The organism is Flavobacterium xinjiangense, from assembly GCF_900142885.1.
GTDB lineage: Bacteria > Bacteroidota > Bacteroidia > Flavobacteriales > Flavobacteriaceae > Flavobacterium > Flavobacterium xinjiangense.
On sequence record NZ_FRCL01000010.1, the window covers coordinates 130,953 to 147,939 of the forward strand.

The 16,987-nt window shown below is 34.3% G+C and carries 13 protein-coding genes and 1 pseudogene; 5 read left to right on the forward strand and 9 right to left on the reverse strand.

Annotation, left to right across the window (positions count from 1 at the left end; translation table 11 throughout):
* Positions 1-226 precede the first annotated feature (226 nt).
* Positions 227-1,579, forward strand: a complete 1,353-nt coding sequence (locus BUC23_RS12695; protein ID WP_073210004.1) for a M28 family metallopeptidase — start codon at positions 227-229, stop codon at positions 1,577-1,579.
* Between the two features lie 150 nt (positions 1,580-1,729).
* On the opposite strand, the gene BUC23_RS12700 is transcribed toward BUC23_RS12695, so the two are convergent.
* A complete protein-coding gene (locus BUC23_RS12700; RefSeq protein ID WP_073210006.1) occupies positions 1,730-2,071 on the reverse strand; it encodes a DUF2853 family protein in 342 nt (113 codons plus the stop codon).
* 100 nt (positions 2,072-2,171) lie between these two features.
* Positions 2,172-3,845 carry a 2-succinyl-5-enolpyruvyl-6-hydroxy-3-cyclohexene-1-carboxylic-acid synthase gene (gene menD / locus BUC23_RS12705; protein ID WP_073210007.1) on the reverse strand — a complete coding sequence of 558 codons (1,674 nt, stop codon included), beginning with the start codon at positions 3,843-3,845 and terminating at the stop codon, positions 2,172-2,174.
* A 96-nt stretch (positions 3,846-3,941) separates the two neighbouring features.
* Between menD and BUC23_RS12710 the strand changes: the two genes are divergently transcribed.
* Positions 3,942-4,439, forward strand: coding sequence for a GNAT family N-acetyltransferase (locus BUC23_RS12710; protein WP_073210009.1), 498 nt, complete (start codon positions 3,942-3,944; stop codon positions 4,437-4,439).
* Positions 4,440-4,555: 116 nt separating this feature from the next.
* Entirely contained in the window at positions 4,556-5,506 is a 951-nt protein-coding gene (locus BUC23_RS12715) for a tRNA dihydrouridine synthase (protein WP_073210011.1), read from the forward strand.
* Between the two features lie 192 nt (positions 5,507-5,698).
* Here the strand turns inward: BUC23_RS12715 and BUC23_RS12720 are convergent, their stop codons facing one another.
* From BUC23_RS12720 to BUC23_RS17785, 5 genes are all read right to left on the reverse strand, one after another.
* Positions 5,699-6,286: a glutathione peroxidase gene (locus BUC23_RS12720; protein WP_073210013.1), complete on the reverse strand. Its 588-nt coding sequence runs from the start codon at positions 6,284-6,286 to the stop codon at positions 5,699-5,701.
* Positions 6,287-6,429: 143 nt separating this feature from the next.
* Entirely contained in the window at positions 6,430-8,643 is a 2,214-nt protein-coding gene (locus BUC23_RS12725) for a TonB-dependent receptor (protein ID WP_073210014.1), read from the reverse strand.
* Between the two features lie 8 nt (positions 8,644-8,651).
* Positions 8,652-9,947, reverse strand: a complete 1,296-nt coding sequence (locus BUC23_RS12730; protein WP_073210034.1) for a tetratricopeptide repeat protein — start codon at positions 9,945-9,947, stop codon at positions 8,652-8,654.
* A gap of 97 nt (positions 9,948-10,044) precedes the next feature.
* Positions 10,045-10,596, reverse strand: a complete 552-nt coding sequence (locus BUC23_RS17780) for a DUF4331 family protein (protein WP_073210017.1) — start codon at positions 10,594-10,596, stop codon at positions 10,045-10,047.
* A 25-nt stretch (positions 10,597-10,621) separates the two neighbouring features.
* Positions 10,622-11,272: a DUF4331 family protein gene (locus BUC23_RS17785; protein WP_073210018.1), complete on the reverse strand. Its 651-nt coding sequence runs from the start codon at positions 11,270-11,272 to the stop codon at positions 10,622-10,624.
* Between the two features lie 230 nt (positions 11,273-11,502).
* Between BUC23_RS17785 and BUC23_RS12745 the strand changes: the two genes are divergently transcribed.
* The gene (locus BUC23_RS12745; protein WP_073210020.1) at positions 11,503-12,033 is read left to right on the forward strand and encodes an RNA polymerase sigma factor; all 531 of its coding nucleotides are present in this window, start codon (positions 11,503-11,505) and stop codon (positions 12,031-12,033) included.
* Positions 12,033-12,818, forward strand: coding sequence for an anti-sigma factor (locus BUC23_RS12750; RefSeq protein WP_073210022.1), 786 nt, complete (start codon positions 12,033-12,035; stop codon positions 12,816-12,818). Before BUC23_RS12745 ends, BUC23_RS12750 begins: the two co-directional genes overlap by 1 nt.
* A 100-nt stretch (positions 12,819-12,918) precedes the next feature.
* On the opposite strand, the gene BUC23_RS12755 is transcribed toward BUC23_RS12750, so the two are convergent.
* The gene (locus tag BUC23_RS12755; protein WP_073210023.1) at positions 12,919-15,999 is read right to left on the reverse strand and encodes a fibrinogen-like YCDxxxxGGGW domain-containing protein; all 3,081 of its coding nucleotides are present in this window, start codon (positions 15,997-15,999) and stop codon (positions 12,919-12,921) included.
* 25 nt (positions 16,000-16,024) lie between these two features.
* Positions 16,025-16,987, reverse strand: a pseudogene (locus tag BUC23_RS17545) (hypothetical protein); the annotation flags it as partial.

Consider the following 16,987-nt stretch of genomic DNA (forward strand, 5'->3'; position numbering starts at 1 on the left):
AATCCGACGATTATTTTCTTTTTTTGGAGCATAACTTACCGCTTTTTTCATCACGAGTTGTCCCGCTGTCCACAGTATCCACGCCCAAAAGCTTGGGATACTTGCTTCCATCGGGGCTAGATTAGGACGTTTTGTTTTTCAGATGAACAGATCCTAAAATTTAATTTCATACATAATTTCGTTTTCTTTTTACCTAACTTTGAGAAAACTAAAATAATTCCTATTAATGAAACCTACCGCAATTCTTAATCTTTTCCTACTCTTATTAATTTCTCATAACAATTACGCACAAACCACAATCGACGATCCAGAAATTAAAAAAATGGTTGCCGAAGTAAAAGCTGAAAATCTGGAATCAACAGTACGCAAATTAGCTTCTTTTGGAACCCGACATACTTTAAGCGACACCAAAAGCAATACACGAGGTATCGGCGCGGCGCAACGCTGGGTAAAGTCTGAATTTGATAAATATGTGTTAGAATCTGGTGGACGACTTTCGGCAACTATTGATTACTTCATGATTAAAGCCGATGGAAAACGTATTGCAACTGACAGTCAACTCGGTAATGTAATGGCAACATTAAAAGGTACAGATCCAACTGATGATCGCGTTTTAATTATTAGCGGCCATTTAGACTCCCGCGCCACTGATGTTATGGATACTAAATCTGATGCGCCGGGTGCTAATGACGATGCTTCAGGAGTAGCCGCAATGATGGAACTATCAAGGATAATGAGCAAAAGAGAATTTCCTTTCACTTTGATTTTTGTGGCAGTAACCGGTGAAGAACAAGGATTATATGGAGCAAAACACTTGGCCGATGTTGCCAAAGAATCAAAATGGAATGTAATTGCGATGATCAATAACGATATGATTGGAAACAGTCTGTCGAGCGGTACTAATTTAAGAGACAATACTAAAGTTAGGGTTTTTAGCGAAACGATTCCCTATCTAGAAACGGAAGCTGAAGCCAAAATGCGCAAAGCTACCAATCGCGATAACGACAGTCCATCGAGACAATTAGCCCGTTACATCAAAACAGTTACCAATCAATACGTGGAGCAATTAGACATTAATTTAGTATACAGAAATGACCGATTTTTACGTGGAGGAGATCATACTCCGTTTAGCCAAAATGGATTCACTGCAATTCGTTTTTGCGAAAGAAATGAAAACTACAATCAACAACATCAAAATCTAAGAACAGAAAATAACATAAAATACGGCGATCTTCCCGAATTTATGGATTTTGAATATTTGAGAAAAATAACGTGTTCCAACTTGGCAACTTTCAGCAATCTAGCTTGGTCTCCAAAAGCTCCAACAAACGTAGGAATCGAAGTAAAAGACCTGACTAATTTTTCCACTTTGGTTTGGAATGCTCCGGAAGGAAAGCCTGTTTATGGTTACAACATACTGATTAGAGAAACGGCAACGCCACACTGGGAAAAAGCAATTTTTATTAAAGATCTAAAATCCGAAATTCCCTATTCTAAAGATAATTATTTCTTCGCTGTACAAGCAGTTGATGAATTAGGTCATTCCAGCTTACCTGTTTTCCCGATTCCAATTCGTTAAGACACCAGAAGATTTTGAAGCATTAAGACATTTATAAGATTAAGTGTTTCTAAATGAATCTTAATTTCTTAATGATTCAATTTACCATTAACAAAAAAGCGTTTGCCTAGGCAAACGCTTTTTTTATGGGCACTATTTACAAATTAATCGTTAATTGTAAACACTCTCTTTTTTGAAGTGAACAGTCAATAAATAATAAATCACTGCTCTATATTTATTAGCGTTTGAACGACCATACTTTTCAATAACTGCATCTATTCCTGCATCTAAATTTGGTCCGTCTGCAAGACCTAATTTCTTGATTAGGAAATTGTTTTTTACCGTATCTAATTCTGATTGCTGACTTCCGGCCACTGTCGCTGAATCCTTGTTATAAATAGAAGGTCCGCAGCCAATAGTAACTTTTGTCAACAAATCCATATCAGGAGTAACGCCACATTTGTCTTTCAAATCAGCGGCATACTTTACAATTAATTCTTCTCTTGCACTCATAAATAAAGGTTTAATAGTTCGTTATTTTTTTTAACTCACTCAAATTTAAACATTTATTTATAACAGCAATGTTTTTTTGATAAAAATATACACTTGCAGATTATATTAATTCTTCAAAATATTGTAATAAAATTCGGTCGTTATCTAATGTTGGCGTAAAAATTTCCAGAATACTTGGTCTGTCACTTTGATTGTACAAAGCAGTCAAACTGGTTTCTAAACTCCCTTCATCACTTGCGATACTATAATCAAAACCATACATTTTAGCTAGATGTTCTGCAGTTAAACAATGTGACGTTTCAAAAAAAGTATTAAAAACAGGCGTTTCTTCATGGCCCGGCAAAATTCTAAAAATACCACCGCCGCCGTTATTAATCAAAATGATTTTGAAATTTTTCGGTATATATTGGTTCCAAAGAGCATTACTGTCATATAAAAAACCGATATCCCCTGTTATAAAAACAGTCTGTTTTTCATCTCGTCCAAATGACGAGACAGCCGCACCAATAGCTGTTGATGTACTTCCGTCAATACCACTAGTGCCGCGATTGCAATATACATCAATCGACGGATGGATGTCTATTAATTGCGCATATCGAATGGCCGAACTGTTGCTGATTTGCAATTGACTATTTATTGGCAATCCTTTAATCACTTTCTCGAAAACTACGAAATCAGAAAAAGGAATTTTAGATAAATAAGCTCTGTGTTTCTCTTTTCGCGACGTTTGAACTGCATCCATTTTGATAAAATAGTCACTTTTGATTGCAGTAGTCAAAGGCAAAAAAGCTTCAAAGAACGAATTCGGATTAACATTAAAATGCTTTGTCAATGCTCCAAAAGTATCATACGCTCTCAAAGTATCTATGTGCCAATGGTGTTTAGGCTTATACTTTCGTAAAAAAGCTTTGATACGCTTAGAAACAATCATTCCACCAAAAGTCACCAAAATTTCCGGACTAAAAGTCTCAAAATCATCTGACTTGAAAGGCGTAATTATCGTGTCAATGTTATTTATAAAATTGGGATGATGCAAATTTGACGTGGTCTCTGTCATCACGACAACCGACTGATCGTCTGCCAGAAAATGGATTGTTTTATCAGAAATCATATCGGGGTCATTTACCCCAACAAGAATCATTTTCCGAGTTGAAGTGTTCCAAATAGAAGCGAATTCAGATAAATTTTCGATTGCAGGCAATGGATTCAAATTAGCAAAAGCATTCACCATTATATCAATGGATAGCTCTGAAACTGTTTCATACAAAGGCTCCTCAAAAGGTGCATTAATATGAACCGGTCCTTTTTCATTCAAAGCAATATCAATTGCCTCGTTTATTTTATAATCCTTTTCTTTTGAAACAACTTCGTTTAAATTGGCATTATACAAAGAATGATTGGCAAATACATTTTCCTGACGAATCGTTTGCCCATCACCAATATCAATTTTGCTTTGTGGTCGATCAGCAGAAATCACGATCAAAGGAATCTGGCTGTAAAAAGCTTCCGCGAAAGCAGGATAATAATTAAGTAATGCAGAACCTGATGTACAAACTAAAGCCACAGGTTGTTTTGTTTGCTGAGCAATTCCCAGTGCAAAAAAAGCGGCACATCGCTCATCGGCGATACTATAACACTGAAAAGCTGGATTGTTTACAAAACCTATTGTTAAAGGGGCATTTCGAGAACCCGGAGAAATTATGATGGTGGTAACTCCTTTGGCTAAACAAATCTGAATAATGCTTTGTGCTAAAGGTATTTTGGGGTAAATCATTTGATAAATTTTCTATGTTACAAAGTTACAAAGTTGTAATCCTTTTTCCTTTAGTTTCAGTTGATTTTTCTTAATTTTGGAGTAAAATTATTTATAATGGAAATCAAGGTAAGACCGGCTGTTTTTGCTGATATTGATACAATATTGGAAATCGTGAATCATCAAATACTTAATAGCACTTCTAATTATGATTACGAGCCGCATGATTTTGAAACCCAGAAAGCATGGTTTGAAGAGAAACAAAAATCCAATCAACCGGTAATTGTCGCTGAATTTGAAAACGGAACCATTGGATATGCTACTTATGGTTCTTTTCGTCATAAAACAGGCTACCGTTTTACAGTCGAACATTCTGTGTATGTTGCAGAAGAATTTTTGGGAAAAGGTATCGGAAAATTATTATTGGGCGAACTGATCAAATTGGCAAAAGGACAAGGTTATCATACTATGATTGGCGTTATTGATGCTGAAAACAAAGGTAGTATCGCTTTTCACGAAAAATATGGATTCGAAACTGTAGGCATTATTAAAGAATCGGGATATAAATTTGACCGTTGGCTCAGTTCCGTTTTCATGCAATTGATTCTAGAGTAAATTAATTTGTGCGACTTATATGATATTTTGGTTCATTTTCTACTATGTTCGACTTTAAAAACTTTATGACTTTAAGACTTGAGACTTTATAGTATATTTGCACCTTTACAAATATTATGGATTACACATTGCTTTCTTCTCCTTTACAAGGATTTACTGACTTTCGCTTTAGAAATGCCCAAAACAAAATTTTTGGAGGAATTGACACCTTTTATTCCCCTTATATTCGTCTAAACGGAAAAATGGTTATTAAACCATCTTATGAACGCGACCTTCTTCCTGAAAACAATCTTGAATTAGAAGTTATTCCGCAAGTAATAACGAACGATGCCGATGAATTTTTATTTGTGGCCAAATATGTTCGAGAATTGGGTTACAAGGAATTAAACTGGAATTTAGGCTGTCCTTATCCAATGGTGACCAAGTCTGGTATGGGTTCCGGTTTAATAAGCAATCCCGATAAAATCAATACTATTCTTCACAGAGCACATTCTGAATCGGATATTCTTGTCTCTATGAAAATGCGATTGGGTTATGAAAACAGCGAGGAAATCCTTGATGTTTTACCTATTTTAGACACCTACCCTATTAAGAATATTGCAATTCATGCGCGCATTGGGAAGCAATTGTATAAAGGTGGTGTAAACTTAGATGCGTTCCAGCTTTGTGTTGACAACACGAAACATAAACTGTATTACAATGGAGATATAACCTCCGTGGCTAAATTTCGTGAAATGCAAGAACGCTTTCCTTCTATAGACCACTGGATGATTGGAAGAGGATTAATTTCAGATCCTTTCTTACCGAGTATGATTAGAAACAATACTTTAGAATATCCAGAAAATAAAATTGAATTATTCTGTGCGTTTCATGATACTTTGTATGCTATTTATAGTGAGTCATTGTCAGGATCAACGCATATTTTACTGAAGATGTATCATTTGTGGGAATATTTTTCGGCTACGTTTTCAAATCCACATAAAGTATTAAAGAAAATAAAAAAAGCGCAAAGCATCCGGAATTACGAAGCTGCAGTAGCTGAAATTTTCAAAAACGAAAAATTCTAAAGGAAAAAATAACCATTAAGAAATTAAGAAAAATTAAGCGCTGATTCTTAATGTAACTTAATTTGTTAATGGTTCAAATTTTAGAAAATATTCGGCACTTACTCAAACCGCAAAAAAAAAGAGATTTCCATTTGACTGACAATCTCTTTTGATTATTTACTTAATAAAAAGTAGCAAATTAGCGGTAGAAAATTATGCTTTGATCCAATTCAATACTTCTGGATCCGTTACTAATGTTCTTGGAGCAATCACTTTTTCTAATTCTCCTTTTTCGTTGATTAGGTATTTTTGAAAATTCCATTCTACTTGAGAATCTTGCAATCCGTTTTTAGATTTTTGAGTCAAAAACTGATATACTGCACACATATCGTCTCCCTTTACAGAAACTTTGTCCATCATAGGAAATGTAACGCCATAATTCAATTGACAAAAAGTAGCAATTTCTTCATTCGTGCCTGGCTCTTGAGATGCAAAATTATTAGCTGGAAAACCTACAATCACAAATCCTTTGTCTTTATATTCTTTGTAGATGGCTTCAAGATCTTTGTATTGAGGAGTCAATCCGCATTTAGAAGCGGTATTAACAATCATTACCTTTTTACCTTTAAGAGATGCAAAATCAAAAATCTTTCCAGATAAATCTTCAACTTTAAATTGATAAATAGTTTCCTTGGCCATAACAGTATTACTTTTATTTAATTTCGTTTTTTTTGTTTGTGCCTGATTTTGACAACTAAAAAGAAACATGATAGAACATGTTAATAATAATAGATTTTTCATAGTAATATTTTTTATAAAATTAAAACAATTAATTGTTCCTTGACAATTTATTTTCGCTAAACAAAAGTTAAAAACAAAGAAGCCTGATATCAAACAAAACACCAGGCTTCCAAACAAATAAACAACAAAACTTAATTATTATATTAAAAGGTATACGTGATCTTACCTTTTGCATAAAACGGGGTGCCTGGTGTAAAATGAATTTCTTCTACGCTTGCTGATTCATTTTGTAATCTTGATTCAGTGGCAAACTGCGTTTCGTTCCATTTGGTATTAAATAAATTATCGATTACTATTCCGAAAGAAATATTTTTAACTTTATAATTAATATTAAAATCCGAAACAAAATAACCTTTCGCAACAATTGAATTATCTTCATTTGCAGGGCGACTTTTTAGATAACGATACCTAACTCCTCCTGAAAAACCATTCAATTTCTGGAAACTTAATCCTCCTGTTGTGGTAAAATCTGGCGCTAACGGAATATAGTTTTGTCCTCTTGGCTCATCAATACTTCTTGCATACGTATAATTAGCATCGGCATCAAAATACAACCAATCATTCAGTTGATAACGCAATGCTAAATCAAATCCCATTCGTTTTGATTTCCCGCTCGGCTCAATGATACCGGCGTCTCCAACGTATACAAATTCTTGTTCCAAATACAAATACCACAAAGCCGAATTAACGATTAGTTTGGGAAATGGTTTCCAAATGGTTCCAACATCCGTTCCTATAGCGGTTGGTAAAATTTGTTTTCCACTGTTTTGAACCACAACCCGAGTATCATTCGAATGAAATCCCATTCCTGATTTAACGAAGAATTGTAAATTGTTATTTTCGGTGTATATAAAATTCAGTTTTGGAGAAAATTTCACTTTAGATTCAGATTGTGTTTTGTAATCAGTAGTCAATTTATCCTGGTAATTGAATTTGAAATAATCCACACGAATGGCTGGATTAATTATCAATTTTCCAAAATTGAATTCTGAATTCAAATACGAGAATAAATTGGACTCATCAATATCTCCCAATTTAATTTGTTGCAAAGTAGTACTCCTATTTAATGTATGCGAAAGCTCCGTATCAGTTGTAGCGTCTGCTCGAAAACCAACTCCGTATTGCAATGATAAATTCACATCATTTAGCTTCGTTTTCTTATTCAGTTCAGCGTTCATTCCATATATATTTCTGTTTTCCTTTTGTCTAATTTGATCTCCATTGATAGGATCTTCAAGGAAAAAAGTAAAATTAGAATACAATTCAAACTCATATTTAGAGTAAAATGCATTGGCTTTTATAAATGTATTTTCGTTTATTGGTTTACTCAAGGAAATATTAAAATTAGTTCTGGACGTATTTCCGCCTTCGGTATCATCAACAGAACCAAATCTTGAAATGGTTCCATTATCAACCAATCGGTGTGGTATTTGTCCAGAAGCATCCCACTTACTGGAAAAACGAGAGGCTGAAATGGAAAACTTACTGTTGTCTTGCAAGATGGCTGAGTATTTCCCTAACAAATTTATTCTATTAAAATTTTGAGGCGAATCAAAAGGTCCATCAGTTAAAATATATTCGGTCGCAATGTAAGCGCTCTGCTTTTTTTGGTTACCTAAAAGATTAAACATTCCTACCGTTCTCAAGGTATTAAATTGTCCTATTTCAAGTCCAATACTGCTATTCTCTAATTTATCTTTAGTTTGGAAAGCAACGTATCCTGCAGTAGCAAAATCCCCTTTGTTAGCATAATACGTTCCTTTTCCAAAATCTATTTTTTCCACGGTTTCCGGAATCACAAAATGTAAATCGGCGTAACCTTGTCCATGTGCATGAGAAACCATATTTACCGGCATTCCGTCCACTGAAATCGCAATATCAGTTCCATGATCGATATCAAAACCTCTCAAGAAAATTTGTTCCGCTTTACCCCCACCGGCATGTTGACCGATGAATAATCCGGGTACTTTTCGTAAAATTTCCTGTGATGAATTTACAGGTGTAGTTTGCAAATCTATTTTTGAAATCACATTCATAGCTGAAAGTTTTGCCTGAATAACTACTTCATTCAATCTAAAACTATCACTTTCCACGCTAATTACAACTTCCGATGAAGTAACGGTAAAACTTGTTTTTTTATACCCTAAAGCAGTTACTCTTAACACACTTTCCAAACCGGTTTTATCAATACTGAACATTCCAAATTCATCGGTATGCGCATGAGTTTCGGTGGTTGTATTAATCAGGTAAGCATTCTCTATAGGATTTCCGTCCATATCTATCACTTTCCCTTTTTGAATTTGACTGTACGATGTCATTCCAAAGAAAGCTACAAGGATTACAAAAATATTTTTCATCAAAATGTCTATAATTGATTTACCTTTTTATCCAAGTTAGGTCCAAGTTCATAAATGCTGGAAAGTAAGTCTTCCTTAATTGGCTGAACTTTTTCGATTTCTTTATTAGACTTATAAATCATAGCCAAATGGTATTGTACTTTTGGTTCGAATGATTTTCCAACCACATATTTTTTAGCAATTTCTAATGCTTTTTTATTTTGACCAGTATTTAAATAAGACCAGGCAAGCAAATCATAAGAATCAGGAGTTGGACGGTGATCCACTTCAACTTTTGCAATTTCCAATGCTTTCGCTGCTGTTTCTTTTGCGTCAGCATATATCAAAATATTGTATTTGTTATACATTGCGCCGTAGTTATTATCTTTTAACATTGCGAAATAAGCATTTCTATTTTCTAGTTCCTTGGCTTTATTTCCTTCAAATTGTGCAATTTGCGATTTCAGTAAATAAAAATCAGGCGTGTTGTGTGTCACTTCAATAGCTTCTACAATTCTTTTTGCTTCTGTAGTATTTCTTTCGTGTGAAAAAACAATCCAGGCAATTCCTTTTAAAGCATAAGAATAATTAGGATCTATTGCCAACGTTTTTAAATAACTATCATACGATTCTTGTATTCTTCCTGCATGACCATAAAAATCACCAAGATTAGAGTAAGACCAAATTTTAAGCACTTTATTATCTTCTTTCTCTGCTATATCTCTAGCTTTTTCCATAAAAGTAATAGCAGTTTTCAAATCGCCTTTATGATCATTCCATTTTGCTAATCGAATGAGATAATCATAATCTTTCATATCGCGCATAGCGTTCAAATTCCTTACGGCTTCAGGATAATTCCCCAATTCCATTTGAACATCAAATAATAATTTTTGAGTTTCTTTCTTTCCTTCGCCTATTGCCAATGCTTTATTGGCAAGACGCAAAGCTTCTTTAAATCGATGCTGTGCAATATAATTTCTTGCCAAAGATCGAATTGTAGAAACTTTAGAATACTTATAAGTGCTATTTGATTGAGTTAATAATGCCTCTGTTTTATATAAATATTTTATATTTCCTGAATATTCAAAAAGTGTAGCATAATTAGACGCTATCATGCTTAAGTAGCTGATTTGGTTGGGAGCAGCATCGAATTTTTTTTGCCAAAAATCAATTTCGTTATTCGCAAAAGTCATTGATTTATTATCTTTCACATCTAAATATTTATTATAATCTGATGTTTTTGTAATTTGTTTTGGTTTATTATCGCAACTAAAAAGAGATAGGATTGTAAAAACCAATAATGGAATTATTTTTAAAGTTTTCATAATCTGATGTTGTTTGTTTGTTTGTTTGTTTGTTTTGAAAAAAAAAAAAAAACAGAGCACTATTAAGATGAAAGTACCCTGTCTTTTTTTAAAAATATTACCAGGCTGTTGCCAAATAAGGGAAAGAAACTCCGAATGCTTTATCGTTTGCATTTACGTGATCTGAAGTAAGTGCAGCGTTTGAAGTTCCCATTGGTCCTCCAAAAATCAACAATAATTCTACATCAATAACATCATCTGCTAAAGCTCTACCGGTAAGAACATTTGTTCCGTCAAAGAATGTTGTTTTTTTAGTTTTATCAACATTTAATACATCAGTAGCCAAAAGGCCAGTTAATTGCGGTGCAGTTTGACCTAATGCATTTGTAGTATATCCAGCATTTAAAGCTAATAACCTAGATTGAAAAATAGATTGGTATTTAGCACCCATCATGGATGGAATTGCAGCATTAAAATCATCTTTAGGTTGACCGGCTGCAATAAAGACAGTGTTTATAGCTGGTCTTGCCATTTGATCTTGCTGAACAAAAGTTCCTGAAAAATCAGCACTTACCGCAGCATTATTATCTGAATCATTATTATCACAATTTACTGAAACAACCGCACATACTAGTGCTAAAGCTATTAATTTGAAATTATTTGTTTTCATGTTTATATGTTTTAAATAAAATTAGTTATTGTTTTTTCTTTGTTTCAGCCCATACATTAATTTTGCTGGAAGTACCTAACATTGCTTTTGGAACTTCAACCACTAATGAAAGTACATTTGTACCTGCAAAAGTATCTGTACCAGGATTGTTAAATCCAGAAGCTGTTCCTCCAAGGATTGCTTTGAATTGACCTAAGTCAAAAAAGAAAGGATCATCCCTTGGTCCTGCAAAAAATTTCATTCCGCTTTTCTCCGCTATTATAGGAGTAGCACCGTAGGAAGAAATTGTTACACTTCCTGAAGCTGCACTAGTTTTAATGGTACTTGAAGTTCCTGTAGTTGTTGGAGCATAAGGTCCAAAGAAATACATTTTGTCATCTCTTTTGATGGCTTGAAGAACTAAATCTTCAACATTGTCGCCTGTGTTATCAATATTGATTTCAATCATAACATTTTCATTAAATGTTGCTGCGGCTGTAGCATTAGGACTTAACAATCCTTGTGTGTTGACTGCAAAAGCAAGATTGTTTGTGTCTTGTCCTTGAAAAGTGTACACATCAGTAATATCTGCTGCATTACCTGTTACTGCTGGAGCATCAACGTGATCAGCAGCTACTAAAATTAAGCCCGAAACCGCCACTAGCGATAGGCCTAATATCATTTTTGTTTTTTTCATTTTGTTATAATTTAAAAGGTTATAGAAGCATTTACGGGATTGTTTTCAGTTTGGTTTTAAAAATCATAAAAAAAATCAATTTATTTTATAAAACATTGATTTTCAATTATTTAAATACTTAAATAAATTCCAATTATTTTATTTTTAAAATTATTTTGAGGTAGCTATTGATAAAATTTGTCAATTGTGAATAAGAATGTATAAGTTTGTAAAAGCAAAATATAAAGTATATGACCCAAGATGAATTGTTAGTATTAATATATAAGAAAGATGACAAGGCTTTTACACATCTATATGATATGTATTCAAAAAGCTTGTTTGCAGTGATCAATGTTCTTGTAAAAAACAGAGAAGAAGCCGAAGATGTGCTTCAAGATGTATTTGTCAAAATCTGGAAAAATATAGATTCCTATCATGAAAGCAAAGGGCGTTTCTATACTTGGATTCTAAATATTGCCCGTAATACGTCAATAGACAAACTGCGTTCTAAAAATTTTAATAACAGTCAAAAAAACCTTTCTTCAGATAATTTCGTACATCTATTTGACGACAGTAACAAACTGGTCAATAAAATTGATACTATTGGGATTCAAGAGTTTGTAAAAAAGCTAAAACCCAAATGTATTCAAATAATAGATTTACTGTTTTTTAAAGGATATACCCAACAAGAAGCTTCTGAGGAATTGGAAATTCCTTTGGGAACCGTTAAGACTCATAATCGAAACTGTATTAATGATTTAAGAAATTATTTGAAAGTATAATGGAAACAAAAGAATATATAGAATCAGGTATTTTAGAACTCTACGTTTATGGTTTACTTGCTGAAACCGAAAATGAAGAAGTAGCCGCTATGGCAAAAAATAATCCTGAAATAAACGACGAAATTATCGCTATAGAAAAAGCCATCATAGCTTTGTCTTCTAGCTTTTCACCATTTATTTCTGCTGAAAATTTCGAAAAAATAAAAGAGAAATTAGAGCTTAAACACGCTAAAGTAGTTCAGCTGGAACCAAGTCGAAACTGGTCTCAATATGTTGGTTGGGCAGCTGCAATTATTTTATTGGTTGGTATTGGTTACCAATACAATCAGTTAGAGCAAACCAATACTCAGATTGTAACTGTTGAAGCAACAAAAGCAAAAATGGAAAAGGATTTGAATTCTTTACAATTAAAAAGCAAAGCAAGTGAAACTAGTTTAGCAGTTATAAGAGATGTTAATAATACTGTGGTACCTTTAGGTGGACAGGCAGTTGCGCCACAATCTTCGGCTAAAGTATATTGGAATAAAGAAACCAAAGTGGTTTATGTTGATGCTGCAGGATTACCAGAACCTCCAGAAGGAATGGTATACCAAGTTTGGGCAATAAAACTGAATCCATTAACTCCGACTAGCATAGGATTACTAGACAATTTCAAGGTTAATGATCAAAAAATGTTTGCTGTAGATAATGCAACGGATGCGGAAGCTTTTGGTATTACACTAGAACCTAAAGGCGGAAGTTTAACTCCTACAATGGAACAATTATATACCCTAGGAAAAGTGTAAATAGTACTTCTTCTATGTACCAATAAAAAAGGTTCAACTTTACGGTTGAACCTTTTTTTATTCTTGTTTTTTAATTGTTTTGAAAAAATCAATAAAAGTATTATCGTACCCAATACCAAATAATTCCAGGTTGTTGATTCCAAGAGGCCATCCAAGGCACGGGACTCCAGCCACAAGCTGAAACTAAAGTTCCCCACCAATCACCATTTGGATCACTACTTGTTGTAATTGCTCCGCAGGATCCAGGTGCATACCAAGGCATTATTTGTTCTACTCCATTTCCTTGGTAAGACCAAGAATCAAACATTGTATTTATCGTAATATCAGTTTGAGTGTTATTTCTATTTACAAAACTATAGGCTTGATTTGCAGTCCAAATTCCTCCCCAATGTCCTCTCGTCGTTGCTTCAATCATATATTGAAATCCACTTGGACTCTTCTTTAGATAATCTGCATAAGATATAATAGAATATTGTCCGTTAATAGTTGGAGTTGCTTCATTCCTTAAAATAGCATTGTTTCCATCCCAACCTGAACTATTTTTATTACACAATATTAACGTCCAACCACCGCCATCAGTGGTCATATCAGCATAAATCTGAAAGGGAGTTCCTCCGTTAATACTTGGGTTTGCTATCCAATACAATCCATCTGTAGCTCCGGGAAAATCAGCTTTTATTTGTAATGCGCTCGCTCCTGCTGATGCCGCTGATAATCCGTCATTAGATTTAGTCGCTATTGTTTGACCGTTAATTGTCAATGAATTACTTGAAGACAATGCTCCATTTTTATTGACATAATTAAAATCAGAACTTGAAATCTGCCCGTTTTTTGTTAAAACAGAAACCGCATTTACAGTTAAAGTAGCACTTGTAGAACCACCATAATGAGTGGCATTCTCCTCCTGAACTGCTGTTATCGTAGTTGTTCCTGTTCCTTTTATGGTGACAGTTGTACCGCTGATTGTTGCTACAGAAGTATTACTGCTACTATAAGTAATAGTACTGGCACTTAAACTGCTTGGTGGTGTAATCGTATAAGAACCATCAAAATAGGTTTTTATTTGTGGATTAAAGTTACTTAAATCAGGATTTTTTAGAACTGTTACAGTCACATTATTGAATACCGAACAAGCACCATTAGAAGAATATCCTATTAAATTATATGTCGTTGTTTCAGCCGGAGATACTGTAATTGATGCAGAATTTCCTAGAGGTTCATCCCCATAAATCCCGTAATAAGAAGCGGAACTTTTCTCAACAGCTAGCCTATCGTTAGTTGCTAATACGGAATCAAAAACAAAAACCTCTGCAACATCCGCATCTGAAGATTCACTATCATTAATTCTTATACCATTAGGGCCAGTAGTTCCTCCGCTTGGATTTACGGTTTTAGAAACCCCATTTTCAAAAAATCTTGATTCACTCCCAGTTCCTGTTCCTGTATACACATATGCATTACTATCAGCAGGTATTCCACCAGGTTGAGAAACCCAACCATCAAAATGGGCCTGACTTCTACTACCATTCCACCATCCAAGTAACCAGTTATTATTCGCATTTAAAACTCTCCCTCTGCATGGACCCGTTTGTTTTCCTGCATAAATCACAGTGTAAGGAGGAGAAAAATTCATGCTATTTTTCAGGTTTTGACTTGTATTAAATCTTAAAATAGGCTTGTTATTCAGACCATTGTATACATATAATGGCTGTGCACCAGAATAGGATGGAATCATATCATTTCCATTACCGGATTGATCATACAGTTTGACACAATAGCCAGCTGATCCATTCAACCAAGTATTTATAGCTTCAGTATTTAAATTTGTACCTGAAAATCCAAAATCAGCTTCTACATCATCGCTAGACCTTCTCAAGCGAATTGCTGAACCAGAATAAGCAGATCTTAAAAGTCGCAATCCCACTGCTAATTTATAATGCGACACATTATCTAAAGGTGTTGCATTATTAAAACCCCAAAAATAAGTACTAGCTCCTGAAGCTGTAAGTGTAATAGAATCCCCCGCATTTATAGTAGCTGTTGATGGAGTTATAGTAACTGCAGATAAGCTTTCGACTATTATAGCACCAGAAACAGCACTGGTAACATCAGGCTCTTTAGAACCCGAAACAACAACATAATAATAAGTCGTTCCTATTGATGTAGTTGGTGGAATAAAAGTACTAGTATTGGCACCGTCAATTAAAGTTCCATCAGTTGTGCTCGAAGTAGAATTACTATACCATTGATATAAAAGATTGAGTCCTGAAGCATGAACGGTTAATGGCGTTGCAACTGTTCCCAAACATTCAAAATGATTTGAGGATGAAGGATTAGTACTTATTGCAGTAGAACATAATGTCATGTTAACTCCATAATAAACTCCCTGATTACATTCCATTGATTGGCGAACATCAGATGTGTTTATAGTGGAAAATGCTATTGCTTCACTTTCTAAAATGGAACCTCCACCTCCACCTCCATCATAATTACCAATGAATATTTGATTTAAGTTATCAGTTCGAGGACTAATATATAAAACCATACCTTCATTAACAGGAGCAAGGGATTCGGATGTTGTTTTCGAAATCCCATTTCTCCATATTTCAAGTGGATACACATTCGAATGAAATGTAGTTCCTCCATTTTCTAATATTCCTCCTATTCTTGGAGTTCCCTCAAGAATAGTGTGATAACTTGGCCAATTAGTCCTTTCTGATCTTATTACTGAAGTGATACTTGCTACACTCAGTGCTCCCGAATAAACCAGCCCTTTGTTTCCCGAAAAATCAATAGCTAATCTTGTTCCAATATATTTAAAAGCACCATTAAATACTATTTTGGGTTGAAGATTATTATCGGTTTTAATCAGATTTCTTCCATTACCACTTTGGTCATACCAAATACTTACATAAGCATCATTTAAACCGACAAATGCCAGTAATGCAGTTGTATCTAAATCTCCATTACCATCAAAACCAATATCCTGAGCGACCTCATCACTACTTCGACGCACTTGTATAGCATTGCCAACATAAGAGGTACTTAATTTTCGCAAACTATAGACAACAGCAGCTGGTGTAGTGTTGTCGAGGCCTAAAACATCCAAAGTATTTTGAGCATACCCTTGAAAAGCAGCAAAAATCAAAATAAAGAAAACTATTTTTTTATAAAAATTCATGTTATAACGTTTTGGAAGCTATCTATTAATAAAAATAATCAAACTGAATTCTATCACTTACAGATAATGAATACGAACCGTTATTTGCAGGAATATATGTTAATGTAGTTCCACTTAAACTATAAGCCGTGTTGCTGATTCGAATCCCATTTACATACATTTTTACTTTACTGTTAGCCGATGGAGCTTGGTTTAAAGTAAATTCCGTTTGTGAAATCGTAGCACTAAATTCATCCGCCACTTCTCTAACTTCAGCAGTCCCTGTTGAAATAGTTCCATCAGCCATTAAAAATTGAGCAGAAGTACCAGTTGGAATTTTATATCCTGCAGCAGTTAAACTACCACTTGTTTTAACATCGGTAATCGCGCTGTGCGAACCCGTTCCATCAGAACCCAATTGTATTGTATTCGATGCTGTGACAATTGCATTGGCACCAATGGCAACAGAGTTTGTAATTCCATCAGTAGCAACATCTGCACGATTACCAATAGCTGTATTTCCTGAACCTGAAGTATTATTAGATAAAGTGGAACTTCCTATTGAAACATTATCAACACCCGAAATATTATTTGAAAGCGCAGTATAACCTAGTGCAGTATTTCCATTTCCATTATCATTTAATGCCAGGGCTCCTCTACCAATTGCCGTATTAGCATAACCAGCATTACTTTCTAAAGCTCCTAATCCAACTGCTGTATTTGAATTTTCATTAAACTTACCTCTTCCTACCGTAACTCCATTAATAATAGCATCTGATGTGTAATTTTTTGTTCCGGAAATGGTTTGAGTGTTGGTTAAATCCACAAAATTTGCAGACAAGGCAACAGTAGCGGTAGTTACAAATTCAGTTGTAGCTATTTGTGTTGTGTTAGTTCCTGATACGGCGGTAGGAGCTAATGGTGTTCCAGTTAAAGTTGGCGATTCCAGATCAGCTTTTAGATTTAGTGCTGTATCAGTTGCCGCTTTGTTGGAAGCAACCGTAGTTTG

Bases quoted from the DNA above. Each gene is read 5' to 3' on its own strand.
- BUC23_RS12695 (WP_073210004.1), top strand. From the start codon at position 227: ATGAAACCTACCGCAATTCTTAATCTTTTCCTACTCTTATTAATTTCT.
- BUC23_RS12700 (WP_073210006.1), bottom strand. From the start codon at position 2,071: ATGAGTGCAAGAGAAGAATTAATTGTAAAGTATGCCGCTGATTTGAAA.
- menD (WP_073210007.1), bottom strand. From the start codon at position 3,845: ATGATTTACCCCAAAATACCTTTAGCACAAAGCATTATTCAGATTTGT.
- BUC23_RS12710 (WP_073210009.1), top strand. From the start codon at position 3,942: ATGGAAATCAAGGTAAGACCGGCTGTTTTTGCTGATATTGATACAATA.
- BUC23_RS12715 (WP_073210011.1), top strand. From the start codon at position 4,556: ATGGATTACACATTGCTTTCTTCTCCTTTACAAGGATTTACTGACTTT.
- BUC23_RS12720 (WP_073210013.1), bottom strand. From the start codon at position 6,286: ATGAAAAATCTATTATTATTAACATGTTCTATCATGTTTCTTTTTAGT.
- BUC23_RS12725 (WP_073210014.1), bottom strand. From the start codon at position 8,643: ATGAAAAATATTTTTGTAATCCTTGTAGCTTTCTTTGGAATGACATCG.
- BUC23_RS12730 (WP_073210034.1), bottom strand. From the start codon at position 9,947: ATGAAAACTTTAAAAATAATTCCATTATTGGTTTTTACAATCCTATCT.
- BUC23_RS17780 (WP_073210017.1), bottom strand. From the start codon at position 10,596: ATGAAAACAAATAATTTCAAATTAATAGCTTTAGCACTAGTATGTGCG.
- BUC23_RS17785 (WP_073210018.1), bottom strand. From the start codon at position 11,272: ATGAAAAAAACAAAAATGATATTAGGCCTATCGCTAGTGGCGGTTTCG.
- BUC23_RS12745 (WP_073210020.1), top strand. From the start codon at position 11,503: ATGACCCAAGATGAATTGTTAGTATTAATATATAAGAAAGATGACAAG.
- BUC23_RS12750 (WP_073210022.1), top strand. From the start codon at position 12,033: ATGGAAACAAAAGAATATATAGAATCAGGTATTTTAGAACTCTACGTT.
- BUC23_RS12755 (WP_073210023.1), bottom strand. From the start codon at position 15,999: ATGAATTTTTATAAAAAAATAGTTTTCTTTATTTTGATTTTTGCTGCT.